The organism is Streptomyces sp. ADMS (assembly GCF_033441795.1).
Lineage (GTDB): Bacteria > Actinomycetota > Actinomycetes > Streptomycetales > Streptomycetaceae > Streptomyces.
Genome location: NZ_JAVFVX010000056.1, coordinates 1 through 16,044 on the forward strand (window position 1 = coordinate 1; position 16,044 = coordinate 16,044).

The window sequence follows — 16,044 nt, forward strand, 5'->3', positions numbered from 1 at the left end:
ACCTGCGACCTCTGGGTTATGAGCCCAGCGAGCTACCGAGCTGCTCCACCCCGCGCCGTTGTGTTGCAACCGTACCACGGCGCGGGAGGAGCGGAGGACGCAGCCTCAGCAGGGCCTCCGACCAGCACTAACCACTGGTTGGACTACTGCTGGGACTGCTACTTGGACTACCGCTGGGACTGGGGCTCGCACTGCCGGAGGAACTGCCTCCGGCACCACTCCCGCTGTCGGCCTCGTCGGCCGCGGACTGCGCCGCCTCGGCCCGCTTGAGCGCGTCCTCAAGGTCCGCCTGTGCCTTGCCGTACGCCTCCCAGTCGCCCTTCTGGAGGGCTGCCTGGCCGTCGTCGAAGGCCTTCTGGGCGTCGTTGAGCGCCTCTTGGACCGTCGGGTTGTCGGACGTCGGTGGCGGCGTCGTCGTACCACCGCCCTCGTCCGGTGGCTCGGTGGTCGTACCCTCCGTCCCGAAGACCTTGTCGAGCGCGGCGTCGAGGGTGTCCTCGAAGGCGGTCTGGCCGTCGTAGGTCACCAACACCTTGCGCAACAGCGGGTACTTGAGTCCACTGCCTCGTACGTAGACGGGCTCCACGTACAGCAGTCCTCCGTCGAGCGGCACCGTCAGCAGGTTGCCGTACTCGATCTCCGAGTCCCCGCCTCTCAGCAGCCTGATGGTCTCGGCGATGGCCTGTTCGGAGTTGAACTGGCTCTGGACCTGTTTGGGTCCGCTGACGGTTCCGCTTGTCGGCAGTTTCAGGATTCTGATCCTGCCGTAATCACTCGTCCCCGCCTCGGCGTTGACGGACATGAAAGCACTCAGGTTGTCCCGGCCGTTCGGCGTGAACGTCGTCGTCAGGGAGAACACCTGCGCCTGCTGGTCGGGCATCTTCATGCTCAGGTAGTACGGCGGCACCGCGTCGCCCGACTTGTTGCTCGGGTCGTCCGGCACCTGCCACACCTCGGAACCGCTGAGGAACGTCTCGGCGTCCGCCACGTGGTAGCGGGTGAGCAGCTCGCGCTGGACCTTGAACAGGTCCTGCGGGTACCGGAGATGGTCCATCAGCGAGGCCGAGATGTCACTCTTCGACTCGACCGTGTCCGGGAAGGCCTTCATCCAGGTCTTGAGGACCGGGTCCTGGGTGTCCCACTGGTAGAGCTTGACCTCGCCGGTGTACGCGTCGACGGTCGCCTTCACCGAGTTGCGGATGTAGTTGACCTGGTTCTGCTGGGCCACCACCGCGCGCTGGTTATTGCTGGCGGTGAGCGAGTCGGCCGTCGTGTCTCCCAGGGTGGTGCGAGAGGCGTACGGATAGCCGTTCGTCGTCGTGTAGGCGTCGACGATCCACTGGATCTCACCGTCGATGACGGCCGGGTAGGCGTCACCGTCGATGGTCAGCCAGGGCGCTACCGCCTCGACGCGCTCCTTGGGCGTGCGGTTGTACAGAACCCGCGAACCCTCGCCGATGGCACCGGAGTAGAGGATCTGCGGCTCACTGAACGCGACGGCGTACGCGGCACGGTTGATCGGGTTGGAGAGGCTGACACCGCTCTTCCCCTTGTAGCTGGTGGTCTTCTCGCCGGTGTCGTCGGAGTAGTCGATCTCCTTCTGGGGACCGCCGACGATCGAGTACTGGCTGGTCTTCTCGCCGTAGTAGATCCGCTGCTGGTACGTCCCGAGGTCACCCGTGGACGGCAGGTTGGACTCGGTGAAGACCGGGCGGCCCTGGGCGTCCCCTTCGGTGCCCTTGGCCGCGACCACGCCGAATCCGTGCGTGTAGCGGAAGTGGTCGTTGATCCAGTTGTTCTTCGGAATGCCGTTGAGGTTCAGCTCGCGCAGACCGATGACCGTGTCCTGGTCCTTGCCGTCCTTGCTGTAACGGTCGACGTCCAGGTTGGTCGGGAAGGCGTAGTAGTTTCTGATCTGCTGGAGCTGCTGGAACGTCGGCGACACGATGTTCGGGTCCATGATGCGGATGCTCGCCGTGGACTCGACGTCGTCGCGCAGCTTGGTCTTGTCCTCGGCGTCACTGCGGCCGGCGTACTCGCTGACCTTGGCACCGTCGATGCCGTACGCCTCACGCGTGGCCTTGAGGTTCTTCTCGACGTACGGGGCTTCCTTCGCCTGCTCGTTCGGCTGGACCTGGAACTTCTGCACGATCGCCGGGTACAGCCCGCCGATGAGGATGGCCGAGAGGACCATCAGTCCGAAGCCGATGACGGGCAGCTGCCAGGTGCGCCGCCACAGGGTCGCGAAGAACAGCAGCGAGCAGATGATGGCGATGAAGAACAGGATCGTCTTGGCCGGCAGGTAGGCGTTGGCGTCGACGTATCGCAGACCCGTCCAGTTGCCGGTCGCCTTGAAGTCGCTCGACTTCACCGCGAGCCCGTACCGGTCGAGCCAGTACGCGACCGCCTTGAGGGCGACGAAGAGACCCAGCAGCACGGACAGATGCCCGGTCGCCGCAGCCGTGGCATGGGCCCCCGGGCTGGTGACGCGCAGCCCGCCGTACAGATAGTGGGTGAGGGCGGCGGCGATCAGGGAGAGGATCGCTGTGGCGAAGCCGAAGCCCAGCAGGAAGCGGTACCAGGGCAGGTCGAAGGCGTAGAAGGACACGTCCAGACCGAACTGGGGGTCCTTCTGTCCGAAGGACACTCCGTTGACCCACATCAGCCAGGTCCGCCACTGACCGGACGCCGACGCGCCCGCGATGAGGCCGATCAGGGCGGTGATACCGAGCAGCAGCCACTTCTTGTAAGGGGCGATGCCCATGCGGTACCGGTCGAGGCTCTGCTGCTCCATCGACATGGCGCTCAGCGGCGGACGCAGCCGGTGCGCCAGCCAGATGTTCACCCCTACCGCGGCCGCCATCAGCAGACCGAAGACGAAGAAAAGTCCGATCTTGGTCCACAGCGTGGTCGTGAACACCGACGAGTAGTCGACCGAGCGGTACCAGAGCCAGTCCGCCCAGAACCCCGCGAACATGATGAACGCCATGCCGAGTACGGCTAGGACGCCCAGTGTCATGAGCAGGGTCCGGACGCGCCGGGACGGGCGGCCCACTCTGATCCGTGGCCCCTGCGGGCCTCCGCCGCGGTCCGGCATCTGGAAAGCCAAGGTTGGCACCTCAAAAGTCGCTGTCGGTCCGTCAGGCCCGTGATCGTGGACCATCCGTCAGGGCCCGTGATCGTAGGGGCCTCACCTATGCAACTTACTCACGCTTTACTCGGTTCCCGGTTCGGGCCATGAACGAGGCAGGATTGTGACCATGTCCAACACTCCCATGGCGGCGACCCCGCTCACCCGGGCCGTACTCGAGATCGACGAGTACGCCTCCGGCCTCGGCTGGGACCAGCCGGCTCGGCTCTTCGCCCTCGTAGACACTGCCCGACTGCGGGTCCAGGAACCCTCTCTCGCGGCCCAGCTCGGCCTGACGGACGAGCAGGCCACCACCGGTCTCACCCCGATCGAGCAGGACGAGATCCCTGCGGGCAAGCCGCTGGACGAGTTCCTCGCCACCATCGCCTGGCCGGACGCGGTGGTCGGCTGCGCGCTCACCGTTGAGCGTCTGATGCTCCCGCCGTCCGCGGAGGCTTCGGTTCCGCAGGGACTGAGCGAGAAGAAACTGGCGGCCTGGGTCGCCGCGCACCCGCACCGCCAGGAGGTCCGGATGACGGTCGCGGTCCTGCGTGACGGCACGCGGGACTCGGCGGTGCGTCTGCGTGAGAAGGACGCGTCGACGGAGGTGCTCACGGGTTCGGGCCTGGTACCGGGCCTGGCGGAGGCACTGTCGGATACCTTCGCGGAGTAGCGGGTGGGCAGTCCTGCGGACTGCCTACGTGGTGCTGCATTTCGGCAGGTCACCGGTGTCGCCGGAGCGGATGTCCCTGAGTGAGTTCAACGCATCGCCAATGGTGTCCACCTTGACGAGAGTGAGCCCCTCGGGGACGTCCTTGGCGGCGGCAGCGCAGTTGTCGGCCGGCGTCAGGAAGTACTGGGCGCCCTTGTCCCGCGCGCCGACGGTCTTCATCTCGATCCCGCCGATGGGACCGACCGTGCCCTCGTCGTCGATGGTGCCGGTGCCGGCCACGAACTTGCCGCCGGTGAGGCTTCCGGGCGTCAGCTTGTCGTAGATCCCGAGGGCGAACATGAGCCCCGCGCTGGGCCCGCCGACATCGGCGAGCTTGATGTCGATGGTGAACGGGAAGGTGTGGTCGGTCCCGGCGGAGATCCCGACAATGGCGCGCTCGGCGCTGTCGTCGGCGGACTTGGTGGTCGTGATGGTGACGTCCTGCGTCTTGGTCGCCGCCCGGTTCGCCTTCTCGGCGGCGGCCTGCTCCGCGGCGGGCACGATGGTGAAGACGACCTTCTCACCGGCCTTGTGCTTCGTCACCAGTTTGGCGACGTCGGTGGGCTCCTTGACCGTCGTACCGTCGACGGCCTTGATGACGTCACCTGCGTGCAGCGCCCCCTCGGCCGGGGACGCCTTCAGGACGGTGGAGACGATCACCCAGGACTGCACCGGGACGTCGAGTTCCTCCAGGGCCGCGACCTTGGCGCTCTCCTGGGACTGGCTGAACTCCTCCGCGTTCTCCTGGGTCGACTGCTCCTCGGTCTTGCCGTCCGGGTAGAGCGTGTCGTGGGGCACGACCTTGTTGTCGTGCGCGAGCCAGCCGTACACGGCCTCGACGAGGTTCATCTTGTAGTCGGCGCTGGTGACCCGAACGGTGGTCATGTTCAGGTGCCCGGTGGTCGGGTAGGTCTTGCGCCCGGAAATCTGCAGCACCGGCTCGCCGCCATGGTCTCCGAGAGTGTTCACGGTCGGCCCCGGCGACATCTCCGAATACGGCACGGTGATGAGCACTCCGGCGCAGAGGAGCGCGATCAGCATGAGGGTGGAGGCGAGCATCGTCGCAGTGCGGCGTGGCATGGCACGACAGTACGGGACGGTCCTGTCGGCACACCGTCAGGGCCGCCCGTACGGTGTCTCAGGTACGGGGCTTCTCCATGGCCTCGCGGAACCGCTCGTAGCCGTCGAGTTCAGGCCCGTCACCGCGTGTTCTGCGCGTCCGGTTGGCCCAACTGCCCCACAGACCGGCGCCGATCGCAGCCATCAGCGGAATCAGCAACCAGGCGAGTGCCGCCATGCCGACCTCCCAACCCAAAGAGCGACCGCAACTGACTGATCAGCAGATTAACCTCCACTGTGCTAACGCTCACGCCCGGGGGGCGGTTACGCAACCGGAGACGCTTCAGCAGGCGCCGACCCACTCCTCGGTCCCGTCGGAGAACGTCTGGTGCTTCCAGATGGGCACCTCGTGCTTGAGGTCGTCGATCAACTTCCGACAGGCCGCGAAAGCCTCCCCCCGATGCGGACAGGACACGGCGACAACGACAGCCAGGTCCCCCACGGCCAGGTCCCCGACCCGGTGCACAGCGGCAAGCGCCCGCACCGGAAACTCGGCGACGACCTTCTCGGCGACACGCCGCATCTCGGCCTCGGCACTGGGGTGACACGAATAGCCGAGCGCATCGACATCGGCACCCCCGTCATGATTCCGCACGGTCCCCACGAACAGGGCGGTCCCCCCGGCGGAGTAATCCCCGACAGCGCGAAAAACCTCGTCCAGGGAGAGCGGCGTCTCCCGAACCGCAACGAGCTTGACGGGCTCAGGAGCGGCCAGCTCACCGGGATGATCATTGAGGGATGCCATACCCCCATCGTGCCTCACCCAACTGACAGCACGGCATCCACCACCCGGCGACCGAAAACAGCCTGATCAAGTCCAGGTTTCTTTCCCATCCACCCGCCCCGGCGCTTCCGCCGCCCAGGCGGCACCTCTCAAGCGCAGGCCCGCGTCTTCAACCCGTCCGGCGTTTGAGGACGAGGCCCTTCAGGGCCGAAGGGGGTCTGGGGGCGCAGCCCCCAGGGATGGGACGGGCAAGGGCGGCGAGGGCGAAACACCCCGCCCACCCCACCCCTCAGATCCGCCGCCGAGCCTTCCGAGCCCGCCGCACCAGCGCGGCCGTACCCAACAGCGCCACCGTCGCTCCCGCAGCCCCCGCCGCAGTCGCGTCCTTCCGCCCGAGCCGCCGCCCAGCCACGGTATGCCGCCCGGCAACCTCCTCGAGCAGCTCCGCGAGCACTTCCTCGTTGCTCCACTGAGGCCGCCATCCGGCATCGTGCAGCCGGCTCCCGCTCACCACCCAGGGGTACATCGTGTACGCCAGATCCCCGGCAGGAGAGGGCGTGAGCCCGATCCGATGCAGCCGGGCAGCCGCGCCCAGAGCGACAGCGGACGGCAGTTCCATGCGCCGGATCCCGCTGAGCTCCTCGACCTCCTCCTGCTCCAGCCACCCGTCGCAGCCGACAGCCAGTTCCCCGTCGACCTTCTCCAGGACCGCGTACTCCAGAGCACTGCACAGATCCTCGACGTGACAGAACTGCCAGACGGGCCGGGAGCCGGCCACGACAAGTAGCCGCGGCGACTCGAAGTACCTGGTCAGAGCGGTGTCCGTACCCCCGATCAACACCGCGGGCCGCACAACCGTCACGTTGAGGCCCGGATGCGCCCGCGGTGCGCGCCTGGCGAGCCGCTCGATCTCCAGCAGGTCCCCGACGCCGGTCGCCTCGGCGGTCGCCCGCAGCTCGGCGTCCTCCGCCAGTGGCAGTTCGTTGTCCGGCAGCGCCCCGTAGACCATCGCGGACGTGCACAGCACCACCCGGTGCACCCCGGCCGCGGCAGCAGCCGTCAGTACGGTCTGCGTCCCGCGCACGTTGTACGCCGTTCGGGCCGCCCCGTCCGTCTCCAGGTCCAGATCGAGGGCCAGATGGACGACGACATCGGCGCCCCGCAGCTTCTCCGCGATGGCCGGATCGCGCACATCGAGGATGTGCCACTGAGCCGCCGCGCACTCGCCGCGCCGCTCGTCGATGGCGACGACCTGCTTGATCGCCTCGGAGGCGGCGAGCCGCTCGGTGAGCAGCGCTCCGACGCCGGTCGCGGCACCGGTGACCGCGACGACCGGCCCACGTTGGGCCGGGTTGGTTGAGTGGTTTCGCGCTGCGCGAACCTGCGGATCTGGGGAACTCACCGGCGTCTCCAGCGGTTGTCTTCAGTAAGGACGCGCGTGACGCGTACGTACCAGGTGACATCCATCCTGCCGCAGGCCAGGAGTCGGCGACGCACCGAGCCCCCAACCCGGCCGGGGTGTCTAGGCTGGGTGGTGTTGTCGGGCAGCCGCCGTCGAAGAGCCGACGGCCTTACCAGCCGAGGAATCCCGTGAGTGACACCCCATTCGGATTCGGCCTTCCGCCGGAGGAGCCGGAGAACGGCGACGAGGGCAAGAAGGAGGACCAGCAGAGCGGTGGTGGTCAGGGACCGTTCGGTTTCGGACTGCCCGGCTTCGGTGGTCCCGGAGGCGACAATCCCCTCGCAGCCATGTTCGGTTCCATGAACCCCAACGACCTGGGCGCCGCGTTCCAGCAGCTGGGCCAGATGCTCTCGTACGAGGGCGGTCCGGTGAACTGGGACATGGCCAAGCAGATCGCCCGCCAGACGGTCTCCCAGGGGACGTCCGACGGCGTCAAGGACTCCAGCATCGGTCCCGCGGAGCGCACCGCGGTCGAGGAGGCCGTCCGACTGGCGGACCTGTGGCTGGACGACGCGACGTCACTGCCCTCCGGGGCCGGCTCCGCCGTGGCGTGGAGCCGCGCGGAGTGGGTCGAGGCGACCCTGCCCGCCTGGAAGGAACTGGTCGACCCGGTCGCCGAGCGCGTCGGCGCGGCCATGGGCGATGTCCTGCCCGAGGAGATGCAGGCCATGGCGGGCCCGCTGATCGGCATGATGCGCTCCATGGGCGGCGCCATGTTCGGCACGCAGATCGGGCAGGCCGTCGGGGTACTCGCGGGTGAGGTCGTCGGCTCGACGGACATCGGTCTGCCGCTGGGCCCGACGGGCCGGGCAGCACTGCTGCCGGCGAACATCGAGGCGTTCGGCAAGGACCTGGGTGTACCGCAGGAGGAGGTGCGGCTGTATCTCGCCCTGCGCGAGGCCGCTCACCAGCGCCTGTTCGCCCATGTGCCGTGGCTGCGCTCGCACCTGTTCGGCGCGGTCGACGGCTACGCGCGCGGGATCAAGGTCGACACGGCCAAGCTGGAGGACGTGGTCGGCCAGTTCGACCCGCAGAACCCGGAGCAGCTGCAGGACGCGCTCCAGCAGGGCATGTTCCAGCCGGAGGACACCCCGGAGCAGAAAGTGGCCCTGGCCCGTCTGGAGACGGCGCTGGCGCTCGTGGAGGGCTGGGTGGACGCGGTGGTTCACGCGGCGGCGAAGCCCCGTCTGACGTCCGCGGACGCACTGCGCGAGACGCTGCGCCGCCGCCGCGCCACGGGTGGCCCGGCCGAGCAGACGTTCGCCACCCTGATCGGCCTGGAGCTGCGCCCGCGCCGGCTGCGCGACGCCTCGCGCCTGTGGGCGTCGCTGACGGACGCGCGCGGTGTCGACGGCCGGGACGCCCTGTGGGCCCACCCGGACATGCTGCCGACGGCTTCCGATCTGGACGACCCGGACGGTTTCGTGCACCGCGAGCAGCTCGACTTCTCCGAGCTGGACAAGATGCTCGGGGAGGCGGCGGAGAAGCCCAACCTCAAGAAGGACGACGGCGAGGCCAAGGGCGACGACACCGAGTGAGCCTGTACGACGACGCGGTCCTCGTACTGAAGGGCTACGAGGACCAGGAAGAGTTGCGCCAGGCCTATCTGGACCATCTCGGGGCTCACCCGGACGGCATGTGGAAGGCCTGCGGGGACGGGCACGTCACGGCGAGCGCGCTGGTGGTCGACCCGGAACACGGACGCGTCCTGCTCACCCTTCACCGGAAGCTGCGGATGTGGCTCCAGATGGGCGGTCACTGTGAGCCGGAGGACTCCTCCGTGGCGGCGGCGGCACTGCGCGAGGCCACCGAGGAGTCCGGCATCACAGGGCTCAGCCTGCTTCCGGGCGGGCCGGTGCGCCTGGACCGGCACCCGATTCCGGCGCCCTGCCACTGGCACTTCGACGTCCAGTACGCGGTCGTGGCACCGGCCGGTGCCACACAGGAGATCAGCGACGAGTCGCTCGACCTGCGCTGGTTCGCATACGACGAGGTGGCGGCCGTGGCCGACGAGTCGGTCCTGCGGCTGCTGCAGGCGACACGCGCGAGGCTGTGAGCCACGGACAAGCGCAGGATGGGCATGTGTAAGGGGCGACCGCCCATGGCTGTCGCCCCTTACACATCTGCTTCCGGGCGGTCAGCTCCAGGCGTTGCCCTGGTTCTGCGCCCGGACCCCGTGCTGCCCCATACCGACTTGGGCGGCTGCGCCCTGGCCGATCTGGGCGTTCTGCGGCGGCAGCAACTCGCTGGGCTGGACCAGCGCGTAGCCGCTGCCCATAAAGCTGAGCTCCCAGCCTTCACCGGTGTTGCCGCGGCGCCGCCACACTCCGGAGGTGTGCGTCTGGGCCTGCATCTGCACTCGCAGGCCGGTCGACCAGGCGACGATCGCGTCGGCGTCACAGTTGACGTACTTGTCCGGCGTCACCTGCATCATCAGCGGCGCGCCCGAGGTCATCAGGGCGACCCTGCCACGGCCGGTGATGTTGAGCTGGTACTTCCCGGAACCTGAGATCCCGTACAGGCTGTCCACGGCGATGACCTCGTGGTGCAGCCCGGAGTCCATCGCCAGCACGTAACTGCTGTCGACCGTCAGCCCGTCCTGTTCCACGTCCACCAAGTGGATGTGCTGGGCGAGGTTGGCGAGATAGACCGTGCCCTGCCCGTGGCAGCGCATCAGGTCCAGGCCCTCGCCCGTGTGCGCGCGCGAGCGGCCCTGGTTGTTGCTCTGGTACTCGGCGTCGAACTCGACGAGGCCCTGATAGGCGACCATGGTGCCCTTGCGGGCGAGGATGTCGTCGTGACCCTCCATGGCCACGCGCAGCATCTGCTTGTTCTGGAGGCTCCAGCGTTCCTGGGTCTGCTGGTCGTTGTAGGCGAAAAGCGGGCTCTGCATGGTGATCCCCCTCAGCCCCGGATCCGGAGACGGTCGGTGCTGTCCTCGCTGGGCTGGACGACGACGATGCCCTGGCCGGAGAAGGCCATCTGGTAGGCCTCGCCACTGCCCCGCCCGATGAGTGACTGCGCCTTGAAGCTGCGCTTGCCCTTCACCTTGAGGTTCGGGGACCAGGCGACGAGCGCGTCCGGGTCGACGTATGTCTCGTCCTCGCCGCCACCGCAGTCGACGACGATCGGCTTGCCCCGGGAGGTCAGCGCGACCCAGCCCTGCCCGGAGATCCTGGTGTTCCACAGGCCCTGCCCTGCGAACTTCGCCAGCCCCTTGACCCGCTCGGCGCCCCAGGTGAGGTGTGCGTCGAAGGCAAGCAGGTTGGTGGCGTTGACGGAGATGCCGTCACCGTTGAGGTTGATCACGACCACGTTCGCGCCGTAGTCGGCGAGATAGAGCAGGCCATCCCCTGAGCACTTCATCAGGGGCGCGCCCTCGCCGGTCATCCAGTCCTTGGCGATCTGGCGCACGGCCGGCGGGTTGGGCTCGTACTGGACGAACCCTTCGTAGGCGACCATCGAGCCCACGCGCGCGAAGAGGTCGTTTCCGGTCTGCATGGCGACCTTCAGCATGTGGTTGCCGTGGTTCTCCATGCGGGCGGTGACAGGTGCGGGGGCGTAGCCCGCGAGCGGCTGGTTCATGACGGGCTCCCTCAGACCTCGTACGGCTGGACGACGATGAAATTGCCGGGCGCGCCTCGGAACTGAAGATTGACGCTCTCTCCGGTGTCGCCGGCGTAGGCGTTGCGGCGCATCCGTACCTGGCTGGAGACGACCACCTGGGAGGCAGCCGACCAGGCGACCACGGCGTTGCAGTCGGCGAACGTGGTGGGCGTGACCGGCAGGACGACGGGGACGCCGTGCGTCTTCACGACGATGGTGCCGGTGCCCGTGAACTGCATGGTGAACAGTGCGCCGCCGGGAATGCCGTGTCCCTCGACGCGGCGGACCTCGTACTGGAGGCTCTCGTCGAACGCGAGGACGTTCTCGGCGGATACGCAGATGCCGTCGCCCTGGAGTTCGATGGGGTGCAGCATCGTGGAGCTCTCGGCGAGGAACACCTGGCCCTGGCCGGTACAGCGCATCAACTGCATCTCCTGGCCCGTCGCGTTGCCCACGATCCGGCCGGTGAATCCGGCGCCCTTGTAGCTGAAGTCGACCTTGCCCTGGTAGAGCACCATGCTGCCCTGCCGGGCCAGCACGGGCTGGCCTCCGATGCCCAGGTCTACGCGGACCAGCTTCTTGTTCTGCTGTGTCCAGCGCTGCCCGGTCGGCGTCTCCTTGAACTGCTGGAGCGCGGCCGTCACACCGGCGCCCTGCCCGCCGCCCCGGGGTACGCCCTGCGGTACTCCATAGGGGGCCTGCTGGCCGGGGACCTGCCCGAACGGGGGCTGGTGTCCGTAGCCCGGGGGCGGGGTCGGCTGCCCGTAAGCGGGCGGGCCGGGCGGGGCCTGGGGCGCCTGCGGCTGGCCGTAGCCGGGTGGCAGCAAACCGGTCTGGACGGGTGCCTGGCCGTACGGAACCTGCGGGGGCCCCTGCTGTCCGTACGGTGCGGGCGCCGGAGCCGGGGGCGGCACGGCGCCGCCGGGCGGTGTCAGGGGCGCGACGATGGTGGGGGCCGCGTGCACCGGTGGCGCGGGGGCCGGAGCCGGGGGCGCGGTGGCCCCCGAAGGGGGCGCGAAACCCTGGGCGGTGGACTGCGGAGCGGCCGGGGCTGGTGCCGGAGCACCGAAGGCGGGCGGCGCGAAGCCGGGAGGGGCACCGGTCTGGGGCTGCTGTGGAGCGGGCGGCTCCTCCTCGGCGACTTCACCGCCGAAATTCTTCAGCAGCGCGTCGAGGCCGCCGTCGAACCCCTGCCCGACCGCGGCGAAACGCCACACGTCCTTCAGGTAGAAGTCGCCCAGCATCACGGCCCGCTCGGTGGAGAACTCCGAGCCGTTGAAGGAGTAGCGGGCCACCTCCTCGCCGCCGGCGACGACGCGGACGTATCCGGGGGCTATCTGCGACATCTGCCCGGCGCCGTCGAGCGTAGCCGTGAACGACAGTTTCTGGATCTGCGGCGGGATCCGGTCGAGCGTGACGCGGAAGGACTCCGTGTCACCCGCCTGAGCGCCCAGGAGCTGGATGGACTCCTCGGGGGACTTCGGCTGGTTGAAGAACACGAAGTACCGGTCGTCCGACAGCCGTTCGTCGGCGTCGAGGCCGAAACAGCTGATGTCGAAGCTCAGTCCCGGTCCGGAGATCTGCACGCCCACGTACAGATCCGTGCCCGCGGTGAGATCACTGATCTTGGCCTTGTGGCCTCGCTGGAATTCCCTCGCCATGCGTAACGACCGTCCCCCATCCCGAATGCCGAATGCGTCGGGTCAGGCTAACGGCTAATTCCGGCCGCGACCGAAGCCGGTACAAATCCGGTACACAACGCCTCGTCGGCGCCACGCACCTGCCGCCCGAAGATCAGTCCCCGTGCGCGGAGGGCAGATGCGGCAGCCGGTCGGCGGCGACCACTCCTTCGAGGTAGCCACGGGCCCGCTCGGTGCGCGGATAGGCATCCAGGAGTTGCCAGAAACGAGGTCCGTGCCCGGGCACCAGCAGATGCGCCAGCTCATGGAGGAGGACGTAGTCGACGACGTATTCGGGCATGCCCTGCAGCCGGTGCGACAGGCGGATGCTGCCCTCGGCGGGGGTGCATGAGCCCCAGCGCGTGTTCTGGTTGGTGACCCAGCGCACCGAGGCGGGCCGGGCGCGGCCGTCGAAGTACTGGGCCGACAGCTGCTCGGCCCGCTCGGCCAGTTCGCTGTCGCCGGGCACCCGTTTGTGTTTGCTCTCCTGGGCGGCCAGTTTGTCGAGCATGACAGTCACCCAGCGTTGCTCCTCGGCCTCGGACATCCGGGCGGGGATGAGCACGACGGTGCGATCGCCCTCTCGGTACGCGGAGACCGTCCGGCGTCGCCGGGCACTCCTGCGAACCTCGATCGCGCTCGCCCCCGAGCCGCTTGGCGGCTGGCTCGTCGTACTGCGCTGTGGGTTTCCGGCGCGGTGCAGTGGGTCGGCGGGCACGGCACGACGTTACCCGCTGTGCATGGGGGAAGTCTTGACTCCGGCACGGTTCGGCGTCGATCGCCCACCATGCGTTTGATTAGTACGACTAATACCCACCGCCTGTGGACAACTGCCGACGCCCACTGAGCAGACCGGGCATGCTGGCACTCGTCGGCGGAACGAGCACTGACATCACCGACAAACAGGGACTTCAACGGGGATTCTTTCTGGCTACGGGGGCCTGCCATGCGATCAACCACCACACTTGCGCCTGCGTCGGACACACCTGTCGCGCTGTCGGCCACTACCCACTTGGGTGAGACCCGCCCGCGTGTCACCCACCCGATGATGAAGAACGCGCTGCGGAGCGGCTGGCGCGATCTGAACACGGTGCAGTTCGGGATGACACCAGCCCATGCGATGACACTCGGCCCGATGGACACGGCGACGGGCAGCTTCCTGAACATGCTCGACGGCACTCGCGGACTGCCGCGCCTCCGCGAGGAGGGGCACCGCATGGACCTGTCGGCCGACCATATCGACGGGCTGGTGGAACGGCTGAGCGAGGCCGGCCTTCTCGACGACGCGACGGGTGGCGGGCCGGCCGCCGAAACCCTGCGCGGCAAGAAGACGGTTCTGGAGCGGCTCAGTCCCGATCTGGCCTCGCTCTCCCTGGTCGCACCGGCACCGGGCGAGGCGATGGCACGGCTGGCGGCCCGCCGGTCGCTGCGCGTGCAGGTCCGGGGCGCCGGCCGGGTGGGCGCCGTGGTGGCCTCCCTGCTGGCGGCGGCGGGCGTGGGTCACATCGATGTCCGCGACGGCGGCGTGGTCGAGCCGTGGGACGTCGCACCGGGTGGCCTGCCCGCCGAGTCCGTCGGCGAACGCCGGGACGAGTCCGCGCGGCGCGCTGCCCGGCGAGCGGCCCCGGACCGCCCACCACGTCGTACGGCCCCTCAGTCGCCGCCCGGCGAGAGCGACCCCGGATTCTCCCTGGTGATCCTCGCCCCACGCGACGACCTTGCCGTGCACGCGCCCGACCCGGCCTGCGCCGAACCACTCGTGACCTCGGGCACACCGCATCTGTACGCGGGAGTCGTGGAAGGGACCGGCGTCGTGGGCCCGCTGGTCCTGCCAGGTGAGACGGCCTGCGCCGGCTGCCTGGAGCGGTGGCGCGTCGACCGGGACCCCGTCTGGCCGCGTCTGGTGGCGCAGTGGCGTTCCGCGCGGCCACGCCAGGTCAGGGCGTGTGACCTGGCCCTGGCGACGACGGTCGCGGGCCTGACCGCGAGCCACGCGCTCGCCTTCCTGGACGGCAGGACCCCGTCCGCCGCGGGCGCCCGATGGGAGGTCTCCGTGCCCGGGCTCGACTGGCACGCCCGCCCGGTCTGGGCGCACCCCGCATGCCCCTGCGGTGCCGAGGAGAAGAGTAAGGAGGAACACACCTCGGAGGACGGGGAGTCGCACGAGACAATGGCGGAGCAACGGCCGCCAACGGAGTTACGCCGCAAGGCACACCAGGCGCGGCTGTCCGGAACTTGGAGGGCGCATGTCTGATCTTCCCCGGAAGGCGGTCACCCGTACCGCCAAGCTCGCCGCGCTCCCGCTCGGCATCGCCGGGCGGGCGACCTGGGGACTCGGCAAACGGATCGTCGGCGAGTCGGCGGACATCGTCGGCCGCGAGCTGCAACAGCGCACGGCGGAACAGCTGTTCAAGGTGCTCGGCGAGCTCAAGGGCGGGGCGATGAAGTTCGGACAGGCCCTGTCCGTCTTCGAGTCGGCCCTGCCCGAGGAGGTCGCGGGCCCCTATCGCGCGGCGCTGACGAAGCTCCAGGAAGCGGCCCCGCCGATGCCGACCCGCACGGTGCACTCGGTGCTGGAGGACCGGCTCGGGGCGGACTGGCAGGAACGGTTCGTGGAGTTCGAGGACAAGCCGTCCGCCGCGGCCTCGATCGGCCAGGTACACCGGGGGGTGTGGCACGACGGACGTGAGGTCGCGGTCAAGGTGCAGTATCCGGGCGCCGGCGAGGCACTGCTCTCGGATCTGACCCAGCTGAGCCGCTTCGCCCGTCTGTTGGGTCCCCTCATCCCCGGGATGGACATCAAACCGCTCATCGCCGAACTCCGGGACCGCATATCCGAGGAACTCGACTACGGCCTGGAGGCCCAGGCCCAGCAGGTCCACGCGGAGGAGTTCACGAACGATCCGGACGTCGTGGTACCGGCCGTCGTCCACCAGTGCGAGCAGGTCCTGGTGACGGAGTGGATCGACGGTATACCGCTTTCGGAGGTGATCACTGACGGTACGCGGGAGCAGCGCGACCGCGCGGGCCAGCTGCTGGCCCGGTTCCTCTTCTCCGGCCCCGCCCGCACCGGCCTCCTGCACGCCGACCCGCACCCCGGCAACTTCCGCCTGCTGCCCGGCGGCCCGGGCGCCAACGACGACTGGCGTCTGGGCGTGCTGGATTTCGGAACCGTCGACCGCCTCCCGGGCGGCCTGCCCCCGACGATCGGCGACTCACTGCGCCTGACCCTGGACGGCCAGGCGGAGGCCGTCTACGAAACCCTCCGCGCGGAAGGCTTCGTCAAGGACTCCATCGACCTGGACCCGGATGCGGTACTCGACTACCTCCTGCCGATCATCGAACCGGCACAGGCGGACGAGTTCACCTTCACCCGAGGCTGGATGCGCAGCCAGGCGGCCCGCCTGGCCGACCCGCGCTCCCCGGCACACCAATTGGGCAAGCGCCTCAACCTGCCCCCGTCGTACCTCCTGATACACCGGGTGACCTTGAGCACCATCGGTGTCCTGTGCCAGCTGGGTGCGACGGTCCGCATGCGGGATGAACTGGAGGAGTGGCTGCCGGGATTCCTGCCGGAGGCCGAGGAGGAGCCTTCGGCTGCTGAAATGTGAG

The 16,044-nt window shown here is 68.8% G+C and carries 14 protein-coding genes; 5 read left to right on the plus strand and 9 right to left on the minus strand.

The genetic code is table 11. The features are described from left to right. Nucleotides 1-127: 127 nt before the first annotated feature. The gene (locus RB628_RS23600) at nucleotides 128-3,097 is read right to left on the minus strand and encodes a UPF0182 family protein (RefSeq protein WP_318322550.1); all 2,970 of its coding nucleotides are present in this window, start codon (nucleotides 3,095-3,097) and stop codon (nucleotides 128-130) included. Nucleotides 3,098-3,260: 163 nt separating this feature from the next. Between RB628_RS23600 and RB628_RS23605 the strand changes: the two genes are divergently transcribed. Next, nucleotides 3,261-3,803, plus strand: a complete 543-nt coding sequence (locus tag RB628_RS23605) for a PPA1309 family protein (RefSeq protein ID WP_318322514.1) — start codon at nucleotides 3,261-3,263, stop codon at nucleotides 3,801-3,803. Nucleotides 3,804-3,827: 24 nt separating this feature from the next. Here RB628_RS23605 and RB628_RS23610 read toward each other — a convergent pair whose 3' ends face one another. The 4 genes from RB628_RS23610 to RB628_RS23625 all read right to left on the minus strand — a co-directional run bounded on the left by RB628_RS23610 (nucleotide 3,828) and on the right by RB628_RS23625 (nucleotide 7,087). Then, a complete protein-coding gene (locus tag RB628_RS23610; protein WP_318322515.1) occupies nucleotides 3,828-4,922 on the minus strand; it encodes a PDZ domain-containing protein in 1,095 nt (364 codons plus the stop codon). Nucleotides 4,923-4,980: 58 nt separating this feature from the next. Further along, nucleotides 4,981-5,139 carry a hypothetical protein gene (locus RB628_RS23615; RefSeq protein ID WP_318322516.1) on the minus strand — a complete coding sequence of 53 codons (159 nt, stop codon included), beginning with the start codon at nucleotides 5,137-5,139 and terminating at the stop codon, nucleotides 4,981-4,983. 105 nt (nucleotides 5,140-5,244) lie between these two features. Further along, nucleotides 5,245-5,706 carry a molybdenum cofactor biosynthesis protein MoaE gene (locus RB628_RS23620; RefSeq protein ID WP_318322517.1) on the minus strand — a complete coding sequence of 154 codons (462 nt, stop codon included), beginning with the start codon at nucleotides 5,704-5,706 and terminating at the stop codon, nucleotides 5,245-5,247. A gap of 268 nt (nucleotides 5,707-5,974) precedes the next feature. After that, a complete protein-coding gene (locus RB628_RS23625) occupies nucleotides 5,975-7,087 on the minus strand; it encodes an SDR family oxidoreductase (RefSeq protein WP_318322518.1) in 1,113 nt (370 codons plus the stop codon). Nucleotides 7,088-7,275: 188 nt separating this feature from the next. Here RB628_RS23625 and RB628_RS23630 point away from each other — a divergent pair, with 188 nt between their 5' ends. Both RB628_RS23630 and RB628_RS23635 read left to right on the plus strand, forming a co-directional pair. After that, a complete protein-coding gene (locus RB628_RS23630) occupies nucleotides 7,276-8,685 on the plus strand; it encodes a zinc-dependent metalloprotease (RefSeq protein ID WP_318322519.1) in 1,410 nt (469 codons plus the stop codon). After that, nucleotides 8,682-9,203: an NUDIX hydrolase gene (locus RB628_RS23635; protein ID WP_318322520.1), complete on the plus strand. Its 522-nt coding sequence runs from the start codon at nucleotides 8,682-8,684 to the stop codon at nucleotides 9,201-9,203. The genes RB628_RS23630 and RB628_RS23635 overlap by 4 nt, the downstream gene beginning before the upstream one ends. An 81-nt stretch (nucleotides 9,204-9,284) precedes the next feature. Here the strand turns inward: RB628_RS23635 and RB628_RS23640 are convergent, their stop codons facing one another. The 4 genes from RB628_RS23640 to RB628_RS23655 all read right to left on the minus strand — a co-directional run bounded on the left by RB628_RS23640 (nucleotide 9,285) and on the right by RB628_RS23655 (nucleotide 13,150). Then, the gene (locus RB628_RS23640; protein WP_318322521.1) at nucleotides 9,285-10,040 is read right to left on the minus strand and encodes an AIM24 family protein; all 756 of its coding nucleotides are present in this window, start codon (nucleotides 10,038-10,040) and stop codon (nucleotides 9,285-9,287) included. An 11-nt stretch (nucleotides 10,041-10,051) separates the two neighbouring features. Continuing rightward, nucleotides 10,052-10,732 (minus strand): AIM24 family protein, encoded by a 681-nt coding sequence (locus RB628_RS23645; protein WP_318322522.1) that lies wholly within the window; start codon nucleotides 10,730-10,732, stop codon nucleotides 10,052-10,054. 11 nt (nucleotides 10,733-10,743) lie between these two features. Continuing rightward, nucleotides 10,744-12,414, minus strand: coding sequence for a TerD family protein (locus RB628_RS23650; RefSeq protein WP_318322523.1), 1,671 nt, complete (start codon nucleotides 12,412-12,414; stop codon nucleotides 10,744-10,746). 133 nt (nucleotides 12,415-12,547) lie between these two features. After that, on the minus strand, nucleotides 12,548-13,150 hold the full coding sequence (locus tag RB628_RS23655; RefSeq protein ID WP_318322524.1) for a M48 family metallopeptidase: 603 nt from the start codon (nucleotides 13,148-13,150) through the stop codon (nucleotides 12,548-12,550). 327 nt (nucleotides 13,151-13,477) lie between these two features. On the opposite strand from RB628_RS23655, the gene RB628_RS23660 reads away from it, so the two are divergent. Together RB628_RS23660 and RB628_RS23665 are read left to right on the plus strand one after the other, a co-directional pair. After that, entirely contained in the window at nucleotides 13,478-14,686 is a 1,209-nt protein-coding gene (locus RB628_RS23660; protein WP_318322551.1) for a TOMM precursor leader peptide-binding protein, read from the plus strand. Further along, nucleotides 14,679-16,043 carry an AarF/ABC1/UbiB kinase family protein gene (locus RB628_RS23665; protein WP_318322525.1) on the plus strand — a complete coding sequence of 455 codons (1,365 nt, stop codon included), beginning with the start codon at nucleotides 14,679-14,681 and terminating at the stop codon, nucleotides 16,041-16,043. The genes RB628_RS23660 and RB628_RS23665 overlap by 8 nt, the downstream gene beginning before the upstream one ends. Nucleotide 16,044 lies beyond the last annotated feature (1 nt).